At 63.2% G+C, this 18365-nt stretch carries 18 protein-coding genes and 1 pseudogene; 13 read left to right on the forward strand and 6 right to left on the reverse strand.

What is annotated here, in order from left to right:
* The 3 genes and pseudogenes from P9254_RS25985 to P9254_RS25995 all read right to left on the reverse strand — a co-directional run.
* Positions 1–412: pseudogene (locus P9254_RS25985) on the reverse strand (hypothetical protein); the annotation flags it as partial.
* Positions 413–416: 4 nt separating this feature from the next.
* Complete coding sequence (gene flgF, locus P9254_RS25990) at positions 417–1139, reverse strand: flagellar basal-body rod protein FlgF (protein WP_067002386.1); 723 nt, start codon at positions 1137–1139, stop codon at positions 417–419.
* A gap of 7 nt (positions 1140–1146) precedes the next feature.
* Entirely contained in the window at positions 1147–1923 is a 777-nt protein-coding gene (locus P9254_RS25995) for a DUF1217 domain-containing protein (protein ID WP_278054668.1), read from the reverse strand.
* A 143-nt stretch (positions 1924–2066) separates the two neighbouring features.
* On the opposite strand from P9254_RS25995, the gene motA reads away from it, so the two are divergent.
* The 6 genes from motA to P9254_RS26025 are packed head-to-tail and all read left to right on the forward strand — an operon-like array spanning position 2067 to position 6953.
* Positions 2067–2942, forward strand: coding sequence for a flagellar motor stator protein MotA (gene motA / locus P9254_RS26000; protein ID WP_067002381.1), 876 nt, complete (start codon positions 2067–2069; stop codon positions 2940–2942).
* Between the two features lie 34 nt (positions 2943–2976).
* Positions 2977–3912 (forward strand): FliM/FliN family flagellar motor switch protein, encoded by a 936-nt coding sequence (locus P9254_RS26005; protein WP_278053809.1) that lies wholly within the window; start codon positions 2977–2979, stop codon positions 3910–3912.
* A gap of 30 nt (positions 3913–3942) precedes the next feature.
* On the forward strand, positions 3943–4329 hold the full coding sequence (gene fliN, locus P9254_RS26010; protein ID WP_278054666.1) for a flagellar motor switch protein FliN: 387 nt from the start codon (positions 3943–3945) through the stop codon (positions 4327–4329).
* Positions 4330–4372: 43 nt separating this feature from the next.
* Positions 4373–5389: a flagellar motor switch protein FliG gene (locus P9254_RS26015; RefSeq protein WP_278054664.1), complete on the forward strand. Its 1017-nt coding sequence runs from the start codon at positions 4373–4375 to the stop codon at positions 5387–5389.
* A gap of 24 nt (positions 5390–5413) precedes the next feature.
* Positions 5414–6496 (forward strand): flagellar biosynthesis protein FlhB, encoded by a 1083-nt coding sequence (gene flhB, locus P9254_RS26020; protein WP_278054662.1) that lies wholly within the window; start codon positions 5414–5416, stop codon positions 6494–6496.
* Between the two features lie 19 nt (positions 6497–6515).
* Positions 6516–6953, forward strand: coding sequence for a hypothetical protein (locus P9254_RS26025; RefSeq protein ID WP_278054661.1), 438 nt, complete (start codon positions 6516–6518; stop codon positions 6951–6953).
* 35 nt (positions 6954–6988) lie between these two features.
* Here the strand turns inward: P9254_RS26025 and P9254_RS26030 are convergent, their stop codons facing one another.
* The 3 genes from P9254_RS26030 to P9254_RS26040 form a co-directional block, all read right to left on the reverse strand.
* Complete coding sequence (locus P9254_RS26030) at positions 6989–7759, reverse strand: helix-turn-helix transcriptional regulator (protein WP_067326107.1); 771 nt, start codon at positions 7757–7759, stop codon at positions 6989–6991.
* Positions 7756–8466, reverse strand: a complete 711-nt coding sequence (locus tag P9254_RS26035; RefSeq protein ID WP_095777177.1) for a helix-turn-helix transcriptional regulator — start codon at positions 8464–8466, stop codon at positions 7756–7758. Before P9254_RS26035 ends, P9254_RS26030 begins: the two co-directional genes overlap by 4 nt.
* A 429-nt stretch (positions 8467–8895) precedes the next feature.
* On the reverse strand, positions 8896–9927 hold the full coding sequence (locus tag P9254_RS26040; RefSeq protein WP_127239542.1) for a histone deacetylase family protein: 1032 nt from the start codon (positions 9925–9927) through the stop codon (positions 8896–8898).
* A gap of 167 nt (positions 9928–10094) precedes the next feature.
* Here P9254_RS26040 and P9254_RS26045 point away from each other — a divergent pair, with 167 nt between their 5' ends.
* The 7 genes from P9254_RS26045 (at position 10095) to P9254_RS26075 (ending at position 18338) form a co-directional block, all read left to right on the forward strand.
* Positions 10095–11753 carry an amidohydrolase gene (locus P9254_RS26045; protein WP_278054731.1) on the forward strand — a complete coding sequence of 553 codons (1659 nt, stop codon included), beginning with the start codon at positions 10095–10097 and terminating at the stop codon, positions 11751–11753.
* A 143-nt stretch (positions 11754–11896) separates the two neighbouring features.
* Positions 11897–12997 (forward strand): ABC transporter ATP-binding protein, encoded by a 1101-nt coding sequence (locus P9254_RS26050; protein WP_278054659.1) that lies wholly within the window; start codon positions 11897–11899, stop codon positions 12995–12997.
* Between the two features lie 12 nt (positions 12998–13009).
* On the forward strand, positions 13010–13933 hold the full coding sequence (locus P9254_RS26055; protein ID WP_278054657.1) for an ABC transporter permease: 924 nt from the start codon (positions 13010–13012) through the stop codon (positions 13931–13933).
* Positions 13926–14729 (forward strand): ABC transporter permease, encoded by an 804-nt coding sequence (locus P9254_RS26060; RefSeq protein ID WP_095823377.1) that lies wholly within the window; start codon positions 13926–13928, stop codon positions 14727–14729. The genes P9254_RS26055 and P9254_RS26060 overlap by 8 nt, the downstream gene beginning before the upstream one ends.
* 28 nt (positions 14730–14757) lie before the next feature.
* Positions 14758–15792 (forward strand): ABC transporter substrate-binding protein, encoded by a 1035-nt coding sequence (locus tag P9254_RS26065; RefSeq protein WP_278054655.1) that lies wholly within the window; start codon positions 14758–14760, stop codon positions 15790–15792.
* A 140-nt stretch (positions 15793–15932) separates the two neighbouring features.
* Positions 15933–17129, forward strand: a complete 1197-nt coding sequence (locus P9254_RS26070) for a serine hydrolase domain-containing protein (RefSeq protein ID WP_278054653.1) — start codon at positions 15933–15935, stop codon at positions 17127–17129.
* A 30-nt stretch (positions 17130–17159) separates the two neighbouring features.
* Positions 17160–18338: a serine hydrolase domain-containing protein gene (locus P9254_RS26075; RefSeq protein ID WP_278054651.1), complete on the forward strand. Its 1179-nt coding sequence runs from the start codon at positions 17160–17162 to the stop codon at positions 18336–18338.
* Positions 18339–18365: the final 27 nt, after the last annotated feature.

The following is an 18365-nucleotide window of genomic DNA, read 5'->3' on the forward strand; positions in this document are numbered from 1 at the left end:
CGGCAAGGTCGGGCTGATCACGCTGAACCGGCCGAAGGCGCTCAATGCCCTGAATTCGCAGGTGCTGGCCGAGATCGGGGCGGCGGTGAACACGTGCGGCGCCGATGCCGGCAGCGGCGTGGCGCTCGAACGGCGCGACCACCACCTCGTCGCGGCCTATCCTGACGATCTCGCCGCGGCGCGTGCCGGTCTTGCCGCGCTGCTCGACGATGTCGCCGAGCCTGGCAATCTCCGAAAGGCCGCGCACCTTGTAGTGAGTGGGCGAGATCTCGACGACGCGGCCGCCGCGGCTGAGCAGCGTTTCCGGGTTGTCGAACCGCCGCCAGATGCGTTCGAGCGCGGCCAGCCGATCCGTGGGACCGGCGTCTGCAAGCTTCTCAGGCGCGCGGAGCAGGGACGAGCCGTTCGCCATCCCGTTACTTGTCGCCGAGCGTCTTGATCGCATCGTCGGTGGACGAAGCACTCTGCCGGATCAGCGCAGCCGTATTCTCGAAGGCGCGCTGCACCTGGATCAGCCGGGTCATCTCCAGCACCGGATTGACGTTGGATTCCTCGAGAAACCCTTGAGCTACGCCGACATCGGAGCGGTCGGTGACCGGTTCCGGGGTCCGCGCGGGAACGATGCCCGAATTGCCGTAGCGGACGAAATTGGCGCCGGGGTCGAAATCGTAGAGGCCGATGGCGCCGACGAGCTGGTCGTTTTGGCGTAGCGAGCCATCGGCGCCGGCCTTGGGCGGACCGTTGCGCGGATCGAGCTGGATCGGCGCGCCGCCGCTGTCCAGCACCGGATAGCCTTCGATCGACATCAGCTCGCCGTTCTCGTTCATGGAGAAACGGCCGTCGCGGGTCATCACCGTGCCGGCCGGCGTCTCGATGGCGAACCAGGCGTCGCCTTGGATGGCGAAATCGAAAGGATTGCCGGTTTCGGTCAGCGAGCCGTGCGCGCTGGAAAGATAGGTCTTGCCGGAGGATGCGAAGGATACCGACTTCGGCCCGGTGCCGGAGACCACGTCCTCGAATTTCACGCCGGTGGCGCGAAAGCCGATGGTCGAAGCGTTGGCGACATTGTCGGCGATGGTGTCGAGACGGCGTTCGAGCGCAATCTGCGAAGATAGGGCGACGTAGAGACTGTCCTGCATGGTGTTCTCAGAACTTCAGCTTCTGCATGGCCATCATCAGATCGGTCGAGATGCCGACCGTGGTCGGCTGCGCGAACAGCACGCTGACCGAGGTCACGGCAGTGGTCGTCGGGTTGTTGATCTCCCACAGGCTGGTGAAGCGGGTAAGGAAGGTGTTCAGCTTGTCGGGATCCTTGAAGTCGGCGATATCGAGCTTCTGCTCGAACATCTGCGCCTGCTTGTCGATGTCGGCCGACGCGATGGAGTCGGGCAGGCCGAGAGCCGTGCGCACCACGCTCGAAAGGGCCGTGTCGGCGAGCACGTCATACCAGCTGTTGATGTCAGGCGCCTTACGCTGGAAATAGAGCGCCAGCCGCACGCCCTGATTGGTCTCGCCGGCATTCTCCTCCAGCGTCTGGCGCATGTATTTGTCGACCGCGCCTTGCTGGGCGGAAGGATAGAGCGTGGCGGTCGAGCCGTAAGCCGCAAAGTTGAACGCTTTGACGAAGTCGGCGTAACGTTTGTCGCTCAGCTTGTTGGCGAAGCTGTCGGAGTCGGACACGCCTTCCTTGAGCGCCTTGACCATGAAGGCCTTGGCATAGGCCATGTCTTCCAGCCCGTACGCCTTCATCGCGTAGTTGAACAGCCGAGTGTTGTTGACGAAATCGTCGATGCTTTTGACGTTGCCGATATTGGCCAAATAGTAGTCGGTGTCACGCTTCACGACGGGCTGCAACTCGACCTGGTCGATTGCCTTTGGGATGTCCTTGGCGATGAGCTGATAGCTCGTATAGGTGTTCAACATCTGCGCCTCCGGCCGAAGCTTTCCGGTGACGATAGCGATGCTTCCTTGTGCGAGGCTGAATCGGTTCCGCATCGCGATTCAAGCCTCACACAAGGCACGAGGACTATCCCTGATCCCCGACGTGACATGCGGAAGGACCTGTCGTGGGTATTCTGATCGGACTTGTGGTGACGCTTGGCTGCGTGCTCGGTGGCTTCATGGCCATGGGTGGGCATCTGCATGTGCTGATCCAGCCTTGGGAAGCGGTGGTCATCTGCGGCGCAGCGCTCGGCACTTTCCTTGTCGCCAACCCGATGAAGACGGTCAAGGACACCGGCAAGGGCATTCTCGAGGCCTTCAAGCAGGCCGTGCCGAAGGAGCGCGACTATCTCGAAACGCTTGGCGTCCTGCACAGCCTGATGCGCGAGTTGCGATCGAAGTCGCGCAGCGAGGTCGAGGCGCATATCGACAATCCGGAAGAGTCGGCGATCTTCCAGGCGTTCCCGACGGTGCTCAAGAACCACGACCTGACGCATTTCATCTGCGACTATTGCCGCATCATCATCATCGGCAATGCGCGCTCGCACGAGATCGAGGCGCTGATGGATGAGGAGATCCAGACGATCCGCACCGACAAGCTGAAGGCCTATCACGCGATGGTCGCGGTCGGCGACGGCCTGCCGGCGCTCGGCATCGTCGCGGCCGTGCTCGGCGTGGTGAAGGCGATGGGCGCGCTCGACCAATCGCCGGAAATTCTCGGCGGGCTGATTGGTGCTGCGCTCGTCGGAACCTTCCTCGGCATCTTCCTGTCCTATGCCGTGGTCGGTCCGGTCGCCACCAAGATCAAGACGGTGCGCGAGAAGAAGAACCGCCTGTACATCATCGTCAAGCAGACGCTGCTCGCTTACATGAACGGCGCCTTGCCGCAGGTCGCGATCGAGTTCGGCCGCAAGACCATTTCGTCCTATGAGCGTCCTACTATCGATGCGGTCGAGCAGAGCACGATGAATACCGGCACCGCCGAGAAGAAGGCGGCCTGAGCATGCAGAACTTCAGCCGGGGCCGTTTGGCGTCATGACCAGTCCGGCAAGTCCGTCGCAAACCCGGGCTCTCATCATCGAGCGTCTCGTCGGCGACAGCGGCGAGGCCGCGCAGGTGATCGGCGTCGGCCGCGGCATGGCCGAGCGCTCGCTGCCGCTGCTGCAGAAAGCACTTTCCGCAGAGCTGGGCGCGCCGGTCACCGTCGACCTGCAGGCGGTCGAAGTGGGACGTGTCCCCGATGCGCGTATGCGCGCCGGCGAAACCTTCGCCATGACTATCGTTCCTTCGCCGACCTCGGCCGACGCCATGACGCTCGTCATGGACGCGCCGGCGATCGCCGTCATGGTCCAGGCGCTGTTCGGCGGCGATCCGGACCAGCCGGTGGCGCCGATCGAGCGCGACCTGTCACAGATCGAGACCGACGTCGCCACCACCGTCTTCCAAGAGGTCGCGATGGCGCTGAACGGATCGGGCCGGCGTTCTCTCGAGCTGCGCCAGCCTGTCCCGAGGGCGATGTCCGGCAACGAGGCGAAACGGCGCGTGCTACGCGACGGGGCGGCGGTTCGCATCATCTATGGCATCTCGACGCCGACCGACACCGGCACGGTGACGGTGATGATCCCGCAGCGAATCCTTTTGGCGACCCGCGGCGCCACCGCCGATCACGGCGGCGACCAGACGACGGAATTCGACTGGCGAGCCCGCTTTTCGGAGGAAGTGATGCGCTCGGCCGTGCGGCTCGAGGCCACCATGCCGCTCGCCCGGCTGTCGCTTGGCGATCTCGCCGCCTTCCAGCCCGGACAGGTGATCGAGTTCGAGGAAGATGCGCAGCTGCAGGCAAAGCTCAGCGCGCGCGACAAGACGCTGTTTGTCTGCGAGTTCGGCAAGCTCGGACAGAACTACACGGTCCGCATCCGGCATCCTCACGATGGCGGGCAGGATTTCGTCGACGGATTGGTGCCGGGCTGAGGCCTGGCTTGGGATTATTGGAGACGAGGCATGGCGAAGACCAAGGTGGAAGCCGAACCCGAAGCCGACCAGCCGGACGAGCAGCTCGACCGCGCCATCGAGGAATTGCGCGGCGTGCTGCGGGAGGAGGAGAACCGCCCCGACGCTGCCCTGCAGGCCGGCGCCAATTCCTCGATCATCATGACGATTCCGGTCGATGTGCAGATCATTCTGGGCAGCACCGAAATGTCGGTGTCGGAGCTGATGGCGCTGCAGAAGGGCTCGACGGTAGCGCTCAACCGCCGCATAGGCGAGCCGGTCGACGTGGTGGTCAACGGCCGCAGAATCGCGCGTGGCGAGATCACGGTGCTGGAACACGATCCGACGCGCTTCGGCATCAGGCTTACCGAAATCAACGCTGCTACCAAGAGCGCCTGAGCATGGACGGCGAGAGCATTCACCGGCAGCGGAGCCATGCCCAATGACGTCGTTGACGCTGACGCGCCCGCAAAAGGCCGCCGCCATCCTGGTGGCGATGGGCAAGCCCTCGGCCAGCCGGCTGCTCAAATTCTTCAAGCAGGAGGAGCTGAAGGCGTTGATCGAGGGCGCGCGGCTGCTGCGCACCATTCCGCAAACCGACCTGGAGCGCATCGTTGCGGAATTCGAGGCCGAGTTCACCGAGGGCGCAGGCCTGCTCGACTCGGCGGACCGGATGGACACGATCCTCAACGAATCGCTGTCGCCGGAGGAAATGAGCGCCATCATGGGCGAGAAGAAGTTCGAGCCCGCTCTTGAGGGGCCGCCGCCGATCTGGCCGGATCTGGAAAAGCTCGAGCCGACGCGCCTGGGCACCTTCCTCGCCGGCGAACACCCGCAAACGTCCGCCATGGTGCTGTCGAAGCTTGCGCCGCAGACCGCGGCCAATGTGCTGCTGACGATGGAAAAGCCGATACGCAGCCAGATCATCAAGCGTATGGTGACGATGGCCAACATTCCGGATGCGGCAGCCAGGATCGTCGAGAACCAGTTGCGCGCCAGCGTGCTTTCGCAAAAAGCGACCAGGGACACCTCGGTCGGCCAGGAGCGCGTCGCCAGCGTTCTCAACGAGATGGCCAAGCCCGAGCTCGACGAACTCATGCAGGACCTGGAGGACGCCGGCACGCCGGATCTGGCCGGGGTCAGGTCGCGGCTGTTTGCCTTCGACGACTTGCCGCTGCTCGCCCAGAAGGCGCGCGTGCTTCTGTTCGACGGACTGTCGACGGAGCTCGTCACACTGGCTTTGCGCGGCGCGCCGGCGGAGCTTACCGAATCCGTGCTGTCGGCGATCGGCGCTCGCTCGCGCCGCATGATCGAATCCGAGCTCGGACAGGGATCGGAAGGTATCGCGCTGGCCGACATCATGGCGGCGCGAAAGACGATCGCCGTGGCGACCATTCGTCTCTCGCGGCAGGGAGCGTTCGAGCTTCCCTCGATGCAGACCGCCGCCGAAGCCGCCTGACGATAGCGATGCGGTCAGGGCACCATGGCTGAGGCGGTCGACAAGGATTCCAAAACCGAGGAAGCCACAGAAAAGAAGATCCGCGACACGATCGAGCAGGGCAAGCTGCCTCACTCGCGCGAGACGGCGATCTTCGCTTCCTTCCTCGCCATACTGGTGTTCAGCGTCTTTTACGCCAAGGAGGCCATCGTCAATCTCGGCATGTTCCTCGCCATGTTCCTGGAAAAGCCGGAAGCCTGGCCGATGGACACCGAGACCGACGTCATCGAGCTCTACAAGACCGTGCTGTTCGAAATCGGCCGCGCTGTCGTCAGCCTGCTGGTGCTACTGGTGGTCGCCGGCGTCGGCGCTTCGGTGTTCCAGAACATCCCGCGATTCGTCGGCGAACGGATCCGGCCGCAGCTGTCGCGCATTTCGATCGCCAAGGGCTGGAGCCGCCTGTTCGGCGTGCAGGGCTTTGTCGAATTCGCCAAGTCGCTGGCCAAGCTTGCCTTCGCCATCGCCGTGCTCGCCTTCACGCTGTCGGAAGATCACCGCAGGCTGCTCGCCGGCATGATCACCAACCCGGTGTCGTTCGGTATGGTCATCCGCGGCATCTTCGTCGACATATTGGTGGCGATCGTCTTCGTCATGGGGGCGGTCGCGGTCGCCGACATCGTCTGGTCTCGCTTCCACTGGCGGCGTGACCTGCGCATGACCAAGCAGGAAGTGAAAGACGAGCTGAAGCAGTCGGAAGGCGATCCGATCGTGAAGTCGCGCCTGCGCTCGCTGGCGCGTGACCGGGCGCGGCGGCGCATGATGACGGCGGTGCCGCGCGCGACGCTCGTCATCGCCAATCCGACCCACTATTCCATCGCGCTGAAATATGTGCGCGAAGAGGACTCCGCTCCGCTGGTGCTCGCCAAGGGCCAGGATCTGGTGGCGCTGAAAATCCGCGAGATCGCGAGAGAGAACAACATCCCGATCTTCGAGGATGTGGCGCTTGCCCGCTCCATGTACAAGCAAGTTTCAGTTGATAGCGTGATCCCGTCGCAATTCTACCAGGCCGTCGCCGAATTGGTGCGGATCGTCTACTCGAAGAAGGCCGAGCGAAAAGTAACCCAATGATCGGACGCTGTTTCTATCCATGAACCGGCAACCACACGCCAATTCACGCGAGCAGATCGTCGCCAATGCCATCCAGGACGTGGTGGGCGAGCTGCGCCTGATCGAGGTCGTGGACTATATCGCCTTTATCCGGCTGGAGCATTTCGCCTGCCTGTCGGACCTGGTGGACTCGGCTGCGGAGCTCTATTTCCAGCCGGGCACGCTCAGGCTCGGTCATGGCGGCGAAGCGCATGTCGACTGGAGCGGCAGCCCGCGCATCGTGCTCGATCTCGAGCTTCGGCCGCGCGGCGTAACCGTCTATTTCCAGCTGATGCTGACCGGGCAGGGCACGTCCGTGATCGTCAATTACGTCTCTTTCGAGAAGCCGGGCGAGACGCCGGAGCACAACACCGCCCTGCTCGAGGACGCGATCGACGAGGCGCGCATCCGGAGGACCGAGCCGCTCGCTTTTCCCTGACGATGTTTCAGGTCTCGGCGCCTGGCCTGGGCGAGCTATTCGATCAGGCCAAGGCGCAGCGCCTTCGCGACCGCCTGGTTGCGGTTGACAGCGTTGAGCTTCTGCGTCGACTGGGTGAGATACTGGTTGGCGGTGTGCACCGACAGTTTCAGGAGCTTCGCGATCTCCTCGCTGGTGTTGCCGTTGGCGGTCAGCTTCAGGCATTCGAGTTCGCGCTTGGAAATGGCGCGCGTCCTGCCGGTTTCGCTTGGACGGATGCGGGCGACCGACGCGAACAGGGCAAAGCAGCGCGCGTGGATTTCACATAGCGTGTCGTCCGAAAGGGTCATATCCGGCCCCAGGAAGACGACCAGCCCGCACTGGCCGCGCTCCGCATGCACCGGAAAGGCGATGCCGTCGGTGCCGGGCGCGAGCGGCGCGGTCGGTTCGGACCATGCCAGGCTCTCCAACCTCTGCTGCGAAACGGCCATGCCGCTGTCGGCCCACCAGCGCGGCGTCGTCGAGATGCGGCTGTGGCGCACCATTTCCTCGCCGCTGGCGCCCGAGATGAATTTGGTGGTGAGGCCGGTCGACGGATAATCCGAATCGAAGCAGGCGACGAGGCGCGCTCGCTCCAGCGAGGGGCTGACGAAGAACAGTCCGAAACCAGAAGCGTTGATATCGACCGCGATCCAGCGGCAGCGGCGCACGGCGTCCGGAATGGTCACCGCGTGATGCGTCTCCGATCCGAGCGAGAAGGCGCCGAACGGATTGCGCTGCTCGTTGAAAAGGGCGGCAGCGGCCTCTTTGATCTGTGCGTGCTTCAAATGATGCCGCTCCTGATAGCGGTCGCAATCGCCATCGCGCGGTTCGAAGCCGCGAATTTCTGGATGGCATGCGTGATGTAGCTGTTGACGGTGTTCGACGAGACGCCAAGGATGAGGGCCACCTCGTCGGTGGTCTTGCCCTCCGATACCCAGAACAGGCATTCGCGCTCGCGGTCCGACAGCGGATCCTGCATGGATGCCGCGGCGATCAATTGCGGGATGCTGGATAACGCGTAGCAGCATTTCAGCTGCGCCTTCATCAAGGCCGTAAGGTCGATCTTGGCGGGCTCGGCGGCGGAAAACAGCACGAAAAGGCGCTGGCGGCCGACATTCAACCTCAGCGAATAGATCTCGGCGTGGCCGAGCACATCGAGCAGCCGCGCTTCCTCGCCGCTCAGTAGCGCGCCGGCGTCGGGCGCATGCGCCGCGACCAATGGCTTGGGGCGCACGCCCGGCGCTGCCGTCAGCGGGCCGAGCGCGAGATTGGCAATCAGCCGCTTGCCGATCAACTCGATGGCGTCGAAAATCCAGTTCGACGACACGATACGCGCGTCGTTTCGATCCTGATCGTGCACCATGGCGACCAACATATAGCTGTCGGCGCCGATATCGGCTGAAAGCTGCATGAAGAAACTGGTGAGATCGCCGCGCGACGCCAGGCGCGAGCCTGAAGCGTCGGAATGAAGAAGCGCGGCGGGACTGCTCATTTTGATATTCTGACCGGAATCGATCCTTGCGCCCGGTGCTGGCATTGGCCAGCGCTCGGACCCGAAACGCGTCACGTTTACGAAGACACACCCACGGGCGCGCACAGCGCCCAACCGAGCCGAATCCTTACAGGGAACGCGAAGCCGTCCGCGTCTGGTACCGGCAGGACGCCGGAACTTGAGACTTTGGGTGGTCGCCGCGCCCCCCGTGGACCGGCTGATTCGGGTCTAATCTACCCGCAGATGAATCCGACATCAAACGCGATTTGACAAAATCGAATCCGCTGGACTCGTGTTGCGACTCAGCTGCTGCTCATCGCGTTACTTGGGGGTGGCTTCAGAGCTGCATCGAGCCGATGATTTCCCGGTGAAATCGAAAAAATAACGCTCCGTTGCAGGCGGAAGCGCGTCCTTTCAATCAGATATGGCTCAGCGGTCCTCGAAGCCGGTCAGCACGCCGACGGCGTTGATGCCGATTTCCTCAACCGCGTAGCCGCCTTCCATGACGAACAGCGTCGGCAGGCCGAGCTTGGCGATGCGGCGGCCGATCTTGGGATAGTCTTCGCTCTTCAGCTTGAACTGGCTGATCGGATCCTTCTCGAAGGTGTCGACGCCGAGCGAGACCACGACCACGTCCGGCGCATAGGCGGCAAGCTTGGCACAGGCGTCTTCCAGCGCTGCGTTCCAGCCGTCCCAGTTGGTGCCGAAGGGCATCGGGTAGTTGACGTTGAAGCCTTCGCCTTCATCCTCGCCGCGCTCGTCGGCATGGCCGAGGAAGAAGGGGTACTCGACCATCGGATCGCCATGCAGGTTGAGCACCTGGACGTCGCCGCGGCGATAGAAAATCTCCTGCGTGCCATTGCCGTGGTGGTAATCGACATCGAGGACCGAGACACGGCTTGCGCCCTGGTCGCGGAACCATTGCGCGACGACGGCGGCGTTGTTGATGAAGCAGTAGCCGCCCATGAAGGCAGCGCCGGCGTGGTGGCCGGGCGGGCGGCAGAGCGCGAAGGCGGTCCGCTCGCCGCCCTTGACCAGGGCGGCCGCCGTCAGCGCGACGTCATAGGATGACTTGATCGCCTTCCATGTGCCTTCGACGAAAGTGGCGCCGGCATCGAAGGAATAGTAGCCGAGCAGGGCGTCGATGCGCTTCGGCGGGACATCGCCGCGCAGGCCGCGCGTCGGCCAGGTGAAGCCCATCGCCGAGCCCTTGAAGCCGGCGGCGACCCATTCCGGCCAAACCGTCGGCAGGAAATCGATGTAGTGCGCTTCATGCACGCGCTTGGCGGCGGCAAGGTCGTGCTCGACCGGCCCGATGATCGGCCCCAGCTTCTCGCTTTCCACCCTTGCCTTGATGAATTCGGCCCGCGAGGGCTTCTCGAAACCCGGCACGATCGCCGAGGTGACCAATTCCATCTGGCCGGCGTGACCGGCGTGAAGCGGTGAAAAAACTGTCTTCATTTTGGGAGTTGGCTCGCTGTTCGAGTTCTGGTTACGGGGCCTCAAACAGCTTTGTGGCAGAGAGTTCCGGCGCCGCCAAGGGGCATTTCAGTTTGTCGTTCGGGCCAGCATGGACGGCTTGCCAGACGCCAATACTCTGCTAGCCTAGGCACAAATGGGAGAAAATGATGCCGCAAACGGCCGATCTTATCGTCGAGAACGCCAGCATATTGACGATGGATCCGGATACCCCCGCCGCCCAGGCCATTGCCATCAAAGGTGATAAGATAATTGCGATCGCAGATCGCGATAGCGTCCGCGACTGCAAAGGCCCTGCCACTCGTGTCGTCGATGCTCAGGGCGGCTCCGTCCTGCCGGGCTTCATCGAAGCGCACATGCATTTGTTCGGCGGCGCGGCCGAGCTCGACAATCTGCATCTGGCAGGCGTGCAGGGCTTCGACGCGCTTCGCGACGCGATCCGGGGCTTTGCGGCGAAGCGTCCGAAAGCCGGGCTGCTGCTCGGCGCCGGTGTAGACTATGCGATCCTGCCCGAGCCGGTGACCCGCCATCACCTCGACCGTATCATTCCCGACCGGCCCTTCGCCATGTCGGCCTCCGACCACCACACGATGTGGGCAAACACCAAGGCGCTGGAAGAGGCCGGCGTGCTGCATGGCAAGCAGGTGGGACCAGGCAACGAAATCGTCATGGGCGCGGACGGACTTGCCGCCGGCGAGTTGCGCGAAGGCGAGGCGTTCGGTCCCGTGCTCGACCATTTCGGCGCGAACCGGACACGGCTCGGCCTCGAAGGTGCGGAGCCGGATCCCTATCCGTCGGCAGCGGAGCTTGCCGCCGACGGCGATCTCATGCACCGCGGGCTCGAGTGGTGCGCAAAGCACGGCATCACTTCGATCCAGAACATGGACGGCAACCTCTACCAGCTCGAGCTGCTCGCCGGGCTGCAAGAGGAAGGACGGCTCATCTGCCGCACCAAGATCCCGTTCCACTTCAAGAATTTCATGAAGCTGGACATGCTGGAAAAGGCCTCGCGCATGGCGGCGGCGTACAATTCCGAGTGGCTGTCGTCCGGCATGGTCAAGGTCTTCTACGACGGGGTGCTGGATTCCTGGACCGCGGTGATGGTCGACGATTATGCCGACCGTCCGGGCTGGCGCGGCGAGCCGCTTTTTTCCCCCGAGCATTTCGCCGAGGTTGCGGTCGAAGCCGACAGGCGCGGCCTGCAGATCGCCGTTCATTCGATCGGAGACGGAGCGGTGCGCGCCGTGCTCGACGGTTACCAGGCGGCAGCGAAGAAAAACGGCAGGCGCGACAGCCGGCACCGCATCGAGCACATCGAAGTGATCACCCCGTCCGATGTGCCGCGTTTCGCCGAGCTCGGCGTGCTCGCCTCGATGCAGCCGCCGCATCCGCCGGGCGCGATGAATTTCCCGCTGGAGCCGACGATCTCGCGCATTGGCCATGATAAGTGGCCGCTGAGCTATGCCTGGCGCACCTTGAAGAATGCCGGCGCGCGGGTCGTCTTCGCATCCGACTGGCCGGTCTCGCCGGTTGACCCGATCCTGGGCATCCAGGCGGCGGTCTTGCGCAAACCTTGGGCAGAAGGCCTGCCGGACCAGAGCTTCTCGCTGCATGAAGCGATTGCCGGCTACACGGTCGAAGGCGCCTATGCCGAGTTCATGGAACACCGCAAGGGGCGCCTGAAGCCCGGATACCTCGCCGATATCGTGGTTTTGTCGGCCGATATCGAGAAGACGGCGCCGGAGGCGCTGCACACCGTGCGGCCGGTCACCACCATCTGTGGCGGCAAGATCACTTTCCAAGCTTAGGATTGACTAGGCCTGAGGCTGGCATGGGTATTGCGTTAAAAAAACGAGTAGCAGCTCCGCAGTTGCCAAGCCGGTCGGCTTATGGTGACAATCAAACAGGAACGCACCTGCCGCCAAGAGCAGGCTCTCTCAATGGGGTAATCGTGCCGGAACAACCGGGTAAGAACGCGATCGAAGTTCGCGGCGTACGAAAAGTATTTGGAACCGGTGAAAACCAGGTAGCCGCTCTCGACACGGTGTCCGTCTCGATCCGCGAGAACGAGTTTTTCACGCTGCTCGGCCCGTCCGGATGCGGAAAGACGACGCTTTTGAGACTGATTGCCGGCTTCGATTTCCCAAGCGCCGGCGAAATCATGCTGCACGGCCAGGACATCGCGCCGCTGCCGCCGTTCAAGCGACCCGTCAACACCGTCTTCCAGAGCTACGCGCTCTTCCCGCACATGACGGTGGCGCAGAACATCGGCTTCGGTCTGGAGATGCTCGGCAAGCCCAAGGGCGAAATCGAGGCACGGGTCGCTCAGATGCTGAAACTGGTCAAGATGGAGGCGCTCAAGGCGCGCCGCACCAGCCAGATCTCGGGCGGCCAGCAGCAGCGCGTGGCGCTCGCCCGGGCGCTCGCGCCACAGCCGAAGGTGCTCTTGCTCGACGAGCCGCTCTCGGCGCTCGACTACAAGCTGCGCAAGGAGATGCAGATCGAACTGAAGCGGCTGCAGCACGAGACCGGCATCACCTTCATCTTCGTCACCCACGACCAGGAAGAAGCGCTGACCATGTCAGACCGGATCGCGGTGATGTCGGCCGGCAAGATCCTCCAGGTCGGCACGCCGCGCGACATCTACGACAAGCCGGCGGAACGCTTCGTCGCCGACTTCATCGGCGAGAGCAATTTCCTCAAGGGCGAAGTGAAAAGCGTGGTCGATGGGCGCGCCACCGTCAGGCTCTCGTCCGGCGCGGAAATCCCGGCATCGCTGCCGGAAGGTTTCACGCCGTCGGTTGGCGTTACGCTGGTGGTGCGGCCGGAGCACGCTCAGATCGGTCCGGCGGACGCCAACGCTTCGCTCAGGGGCACGGTCGAGAACGTCGTCTATCTCGGCACTGACACGCATTTCCATCTCAAGCTCGACGACGGCAGTGCCTTTATCGTGCGGCGGCAGAACAGCCGCGGAGGCGGCGAAGCGCTGGCGCCGGGCAGCCGCGCGGGCGTCGCGATTGGCGCGAATGCCGCTCAAGCGCTGAAGGACTAGGGACTTCCATTCATGGCCAACGCCGAGGAAATTGCTCGCGCCGCCGACGCTAGGGACATACGCGACCGCTGGCTGCTCTCGGCGCCGGCGCTCGTCATCATCCTCCTGGCCGCCATCGGGCCGCTTTTCGTCATGTTGGCCTATTCCTTCATGCTGAAGGGCGACTATGGCGACGTGCAGGTCGGCACGTTCTCGCTGGACGGATGGACATCGGTCCTGTTCCAGCGTGACATCTTCGACGACACGCTGGGTCTGGCGGACGCGCATCTGACCATCTTCTGGCGTTCGATAAGCCTTTCGTTCTACACCACCGTGCTGACGTTGCTCTTCGGCTTTCCTACGGCTTATTTCATCGCCACGCGACCGCCGAAGACGCGCGAGGTTTGGGTTTTCCTCGTCACCATTCCGTTCTGGACGAACCTCCTGATCCGCACCTTCGCCATGCAGCAGGTGATCCGCAACGAAGGGCTGGTCAACACGGCCTTGATGGCGCTCGGCATCATCAAGCAACCGCTGCAGATCATGAATACCGACGCCGCCATCCTGCTCGGCATGATCTATATCTACCTCCCTCTGATGGTGCTGCCGATCTACGCCTCGATGGAGAAGCTCGACTTCAGGCTGGTCGAGGCCGGATATGACCTCTACGCGGGTCGCTGGCAGGTCCTGCGCCGCATCATCTTCCCGCTGATCAAGCCCGGCGTCATCGCCGGCTCGATACTGGTCTTCATTCCCTCGCTCGGGGCCTATGTCATTCCGCGGGTGCTGGGCGGCGGCAAGAACATGATGCTCGGCAACCTGATCGAACTGCAGTTCGGCGCGGGTCGTAACTGGCCTCTGGGCGCGGCCATTTCGATTGCGCTCATGGTGCTGGTGATGATCGCGCTCCTGTTCTACGTGCGCAACGCATCCCGTTCGGAGGGTGTCCATGGCTAAGCGTCCGTTCGACATCCAGGCGCAGCCCGGCTTCGGCTTCATGGCGCTTCTGACCTTCTTCGCGCTCTATCTGCCGATCGCGGCGCTCGTCGCCTATTCGTTCAACGCGGCGGATTCGCTTTCGCGCTGGGATGGCGTCTCACTACGCTGGTTTATTTCGGCCTGGCACAATTCGGCCGTGCAGGATGCCTCCGTCCGCTCGCTCGTGCTGGCGGTCTCGGCCGCCGCGCTGTCGACGATCGCCGCCACCATGGCTGCGCTGGCCACGACCCGCACGCGGCCCTATCCCGGCCTCACCTTCAAGTACGCCTTCATCAACCAGCCGCTGATGGTGCCGGAGATAGTCACCGGCGTCGCGCTCCTGATCGTGTTCTCGCGCATCAAGGTCTGGACCGGTTACTCAGGGCTCGGCTACCTGATCGCCGCGCACACCGCCTTCTGCATCCCGTTCGCCTACCTGCCGATCCGGGCGCGGCTGGAGAGCATGGACCTGACGCTAGAGCGCGCAGCCGCTGACCTATACGCCACGCCTTGGAAAGCCTTCCGCTTTGTGACGCTGCCGCTCTTGAGGCCGGCCATCATCGCGGGCTTCATGCTCGCCTTCGTCATTTCGCTGGACGACGTGGTCATCACCGAATTCGTAAAGTCCGGCGGGCAGGATACGCTGCCCACCTACATGCTCGGCCAGTTGCGGCGCGAAACGAGCCCGGAAATCAATGCGATCGCGACGCTATTCCTGGCGCTGTCGGTGGTGCTCGTAACTGCGTTCTACTTCGTCAATCGGCGCAAGCCATGACTAACGATTGCCAAACGGGAGAATAGCAATGAAAAGGAAGATAACGGCCGCTACGGCGGTATTCGCATTGTTCGCTTTTGCGGGCAGTGCGTATGCGGAAGGCGAACTCAACATCTTCAATTGGGGCGACTACACCAGCCCCGAGATGATCAAGAAGTTCGAGGATGCCTACAAGGTCAAGGTGACGATCACCGACTACGACTCCAACGACACCGCGCTAGCAAAGGTACGCGCCGGTGGTCACGGCTTCGACATTGTGGTGCCGTCGGCCAACTACGTGCCGATCTGGGTGAAGGAAGGGCTTCTGCTCGAGGCCCGGCCCGACCAGATGGAGAACTTCAAGAATGTCGACGAGCGCTGGGTGAACGTTCCCTGGGACCCGGGCCGTCACTATACGGTTCCGTGGCAGTGGGGCCTGACCGGTATCGGCGTCAACACAAAGGTCTATAGCGGCGACATCAACACCTCGGCCATCTTCCTCGACCCGCCGAAGGAATTGGTCGGCAAGATCAACGTCGCGCCGGAAATGAACGACGTTCTGTTCGCCACCATCAAGTATCTGGGCGGCGACTGGTGCACGGACGACAAGGAACTGCTCAAGAAAGTGCGCGACAAGCTAGTGGAGGCCAAGCCGAAATGGCTGGCCATGGATTACAGCGTGACCGAGAAGCTACCGGCCGGCGACTACTCGGCCGTGTACTACTGGAACGGCGCCATCATGCGCTCGCGCATCAAGAACCCCGACATCAAGTTCGGCTACCCGAAGGAGGGCTTCCCCTTTTTCATGGATAGTGTTGCCATCCTGAAGGATGCAAAGAATGTCGAGAACGCCAAGTTGTTCATGAACTTCATCATGGATCCCGAGAACGCCGCCATGATCTCCGCCTTCGCCAAATATGCCAATGGTATCAAGGGTTCGAAGGCGTTCATGCCAGCCGACATGAAGGATGCGCCCGAACTGGTGGTACCGCCGGAACTGGAGAAAGCGGGCGAGTTCCTCACCCCCTGCTCGCCCGAGGTGCAGCAAATCTACACGCGCATCTGGACGGACGTTCAGAAATAGCGGCACTCCGCCTTCTTCCCGCGCGAACGGGAAGAAGGCGGAGCCACGCGAAAGGCCCATTCGGGGGCTTATCGCCCGCCGTGCTGACCGCTCCTCATCCAAGTGAGTGGAAGACGGCACGCGGCGATAGGGAAATTCTCATGACATCTTACCGCAACTCCGATCCGCGGCCGCCGATCATGCAGGGCTCGCCGCCGGCCATGGCTCTGCCGAAGCTCGACTGGGATCGGCCACCGTGGAACCGCTGGGCCTTCCAGCACGTGCGTGAGTTTTTGCCGACCGTCGAGGTCTGGCGCGGCCAAGGTCATCGCCGTCGGCTCGATCGCGCCGAGGTCGATCTCGATGACCTGGCGGTGGCGGATAGCGAGGGCCGTCCGACAACGCTCGCAGGCCTGCTCGATGAGACCTACACGGACGGTTTGCTGGTGTTGAAGGACGGCAGGGTCGCCTATGAGCGCTACTTCAACGGCATGGACGAACGCACGCTGCATCTGTCGCAGTCGATGGCAAAGTCGGTCACCGGATCGGTGTTCGGCATCCTGGTCGGGCGCGGCCTGATCGACCCGGCCAGGCTGGTGACGGATTATCTTCCGGAGCTCGGCGAGACCGCCTGGACCGGGGCCACCGTGCAGCAAGTGCTCGACATGACGACCGGCGTGCGCTTCTCGGAAGAGTACACGGATCGCTATTCCGAGATCGGCCAGGTCGATGTCGCCACCGGCTGGAAGCCGATCCCGCCGGGCAGCGATCCTGATTTCCGGTGGCCCGCGCATCTGTTCGAGCTGATCCTGCGGCTGAAGGACAAGGTGCGCGAACATGGCGAGGCCTTCGAGTACCGCTCGATCGAGACCGATGTGCTTGCCTTCATCATGGAGCGGGTGAGCGGCAAGCGCCTGGCGCAGCTGGTCTCGGAAGAACTCTGGCAAAAGCTCGGCGTCGACGAGAGCGCCTGTTTCACAGTCGACAGCGCCGGCTATGCGCTGGCCGATGGCGGCTTCAACGCGACGCTGCGCGATTATGGCCGCTTCGGCCAGCTCATCCTCGACAATGGCGGCGGGGTCATCCCTGCCGAGTGGATCGAGGCGACGCGCAGCGGCAAGCACGGACCGGACTTCAGCCCGAGCCTTCCGGACGGCAGCTACCGCAACCAGTTCTGGATCGAGGATCCATGCTCTCGCGCACTGATGTGCAAGGGCGTGTTCGGCCAGATGATCCATATCAGCTGGGAGCACAGGATGGTCGTCGTGAAGCTTTCGACCTATCCGGATTTCCTCAACGCCGCCTATTCGGTGGCGACGCTTAAGGCCGTGCACGCCATAGCCGCCGCGCTAGGCTGAAAGTGAGAGATAGACGACCGGGAGACAATCGTGACCGGCAATACCGCGTTCGAGACCAGATACGGCTTTGCCCGCAAGGATGTGCGGCTCGACAATTGGCGGCTGAGGCCGTTCAGCCAATGGTCGTTCCAGAATGTCGGCGAACTGGTGCCGAGCGTCCACGTTGCCGCCGCGCCCGGCGGCGAGGAAGAGGTGAAATCGCTCGGCGCGCTGCTCGAGGAGAAAGTGACCTTGGCCGGCGGCGCCGAAACAGTCGAAGCATTCCTGAAGCGCTCCGACACTGACGGGCTGACGATCCTGAAGGGCGGCAGGCTGGTCGGCGATTGGTCGGCGCCGCATATGGCGTTCGGTCAGCGCCACATCATCTTTTCGATCAGCAAGTCGGTGACGGCGAGCCTCGCCGGCATCCTGCAAGGCGAGGGGGTGTTCGACCCGGAAGCGCCGGTGACAGAATACATCCCCGAAGCCAAGGGCTCGGCCTATGGCGATGCGAGCGTGCGCAATGTGCTCGACATGACGGTCAGCCTCGACTTCGAGGAGGCCTATCTCGATCCGGAAAGCGCCTTCGCCCGCTATCGCCGCGCGACACTGTGGAATCCGGGCGGCGGCTCGGAAAGCCTCGCTGCGTTTCTGTTGACGTTGCCGCGCCTCGCCGAGCCGCATGGGCAGACCTACCGTTATCGCTCACCCAATTCGGATATGCTGGGCATCCTGGTGGAGCGGGCATCCGGCAAACGCGTCAGCGACTTGCTCAGCGAGAAACTGTGGCTGCCGCTGGGCGCCGCGAGCGAGATGTCGGTGACGGTCGACATGGAAGGCACGGCGCGTACCGCCGGCGGCATGTCGATGACGCCGCGCGACCTTGCCCGCATCGGCGAGATGATGCGACAGGGCGGCACGGCCAATGGCCGCCGCATCGTGCCGGAGGCCTGGGTGCGCGACACGGTTGCCAGCGGCGGCAGCCATGAAGCGTGGCGGCGCGGTACGATGGTGTTCCTCTTCCCTAAGGGCCGCTACCGCAACAAATGGTACCAGATGGGCACGCCAAGCGGCGCCTTCTGCGGCATCGGCATTCACGGCCAGTGGATCTACGTCAACCCGAGCGACGAGGTGGTCATCGCCAAGATGTCGTCGCAGCCGGAACCGGTCGACGATCAGCTTGATCTCGATGTCGTCGCCTTCTTCGAGGCCCTGAGCCGGATGGTTTGAGCCGTTCGGCTGGTCGTTCCTCGCAGC

Source organism: Mesorhizobium sp. WSM4983 (assembly GCF_029625765.1).
GTDB lineage: Bacteria > Pseudomonadota > Alphaproteobacteria > Rhizobiales > Rhizobiaceae > Mesorhizobium.

Bases quoted from the DNA above. Each gene is read 5' to 3' on its own strand.
- flgF (WP_067002386.1), bottom strand. From the start codon at position 1,139: ATGCAGGACAGTCTCTACGTCGCCCTATCTTCGCAGATTGCGCTCGAA.
- P9254_RS25995 (WP_278054668.1), bottom strand. From the start codon at position 1,923: ATGTTGAACACCTATACGAGCTATCAGCTCATCGCCAAGGACATCCCA.
- P9254_RS26005 (WP_278053809.1), top strand. From the start codon at position 2,977: ATGACCAGTCCGGCAAGTCCGTCGCAAACCCGGGCTCTCATCATCGAG.
- fliN (WP_278054666.1), top strand. From the start codon at position 3,943: ATGGCGAAGACCAAGGTGGAAGCCGAACCCGAAGCCGACCAGCCGGAC.
- P9254_RS26015 (WP_278054664.1), top strand. From the start codon at position 4,373: ATGACGTCGTTGACGCTGACGCGCCCGCAAAAGGCCGCCGCCATCCTG.
- flhB (WP_278054662.1), top strand. From the start codon at position 5,414: ATGGCTGAGGCGGTCGACAAGGATTCCAAAACCGAGGAAGCCACAGAA.
- P9254_RS26025 (WP_278054661.1), top strand. From the start codon at position 6,516: ATGAACCGGCAACCACACGCCAATTCACGCGAGCAGATCGTCGCCAAT.
- P9254_RS26035 (WP_095777177.1), bottom strand. From the start codon at position 8,466: ATGAGCAGTCCCGCCGCGCTTCTTCATTCCGACGCTTCAGGCTCGCGC.
- P9254_RS26040 (WP_127239542.1), bottom strand. From the start codon at position 9,927: ATGAAGACAGTTTTTTCACCGCTTCACGCCGGTCACGCCGGCCAGATG.
- P9254_RS26045 (WP_278054731.1), top strand. From the start codon at position 10,095: ATGCCGCAAACGGCCGATCTTATCGTCGAGAACGCCAGCATATTGACG.
- P9254_RS26055 (WP_278054657.1), top strand. From the start codon at position 13,010: ATGGCCAACGCCGAGGAAATTGCTCGCGCCGCCGACGCTAGGGACATA.
- P9254_RS26060 (WP_095823377.1), top strand. From the start codon at position 13,926: ATGGCTAAGCGTCCGTTCGACATCCAGGCGCAGCCCGGCTTCGGCTTC.
- P9254_RS26065 (WP_278054655.1), top strand. From the start codon at position 14,758: ATGAAAAGGAAGATAACGGCCGCTACGGCGGTATTCGCATTGTTCGCT.
- P9254_RS26070 (WP_278054653.1), top strand. From the start codon at position 15,933: ATGACATCTTACCGCAACTCCGATCCGCGGCCGCCGATCATGCAGGGC.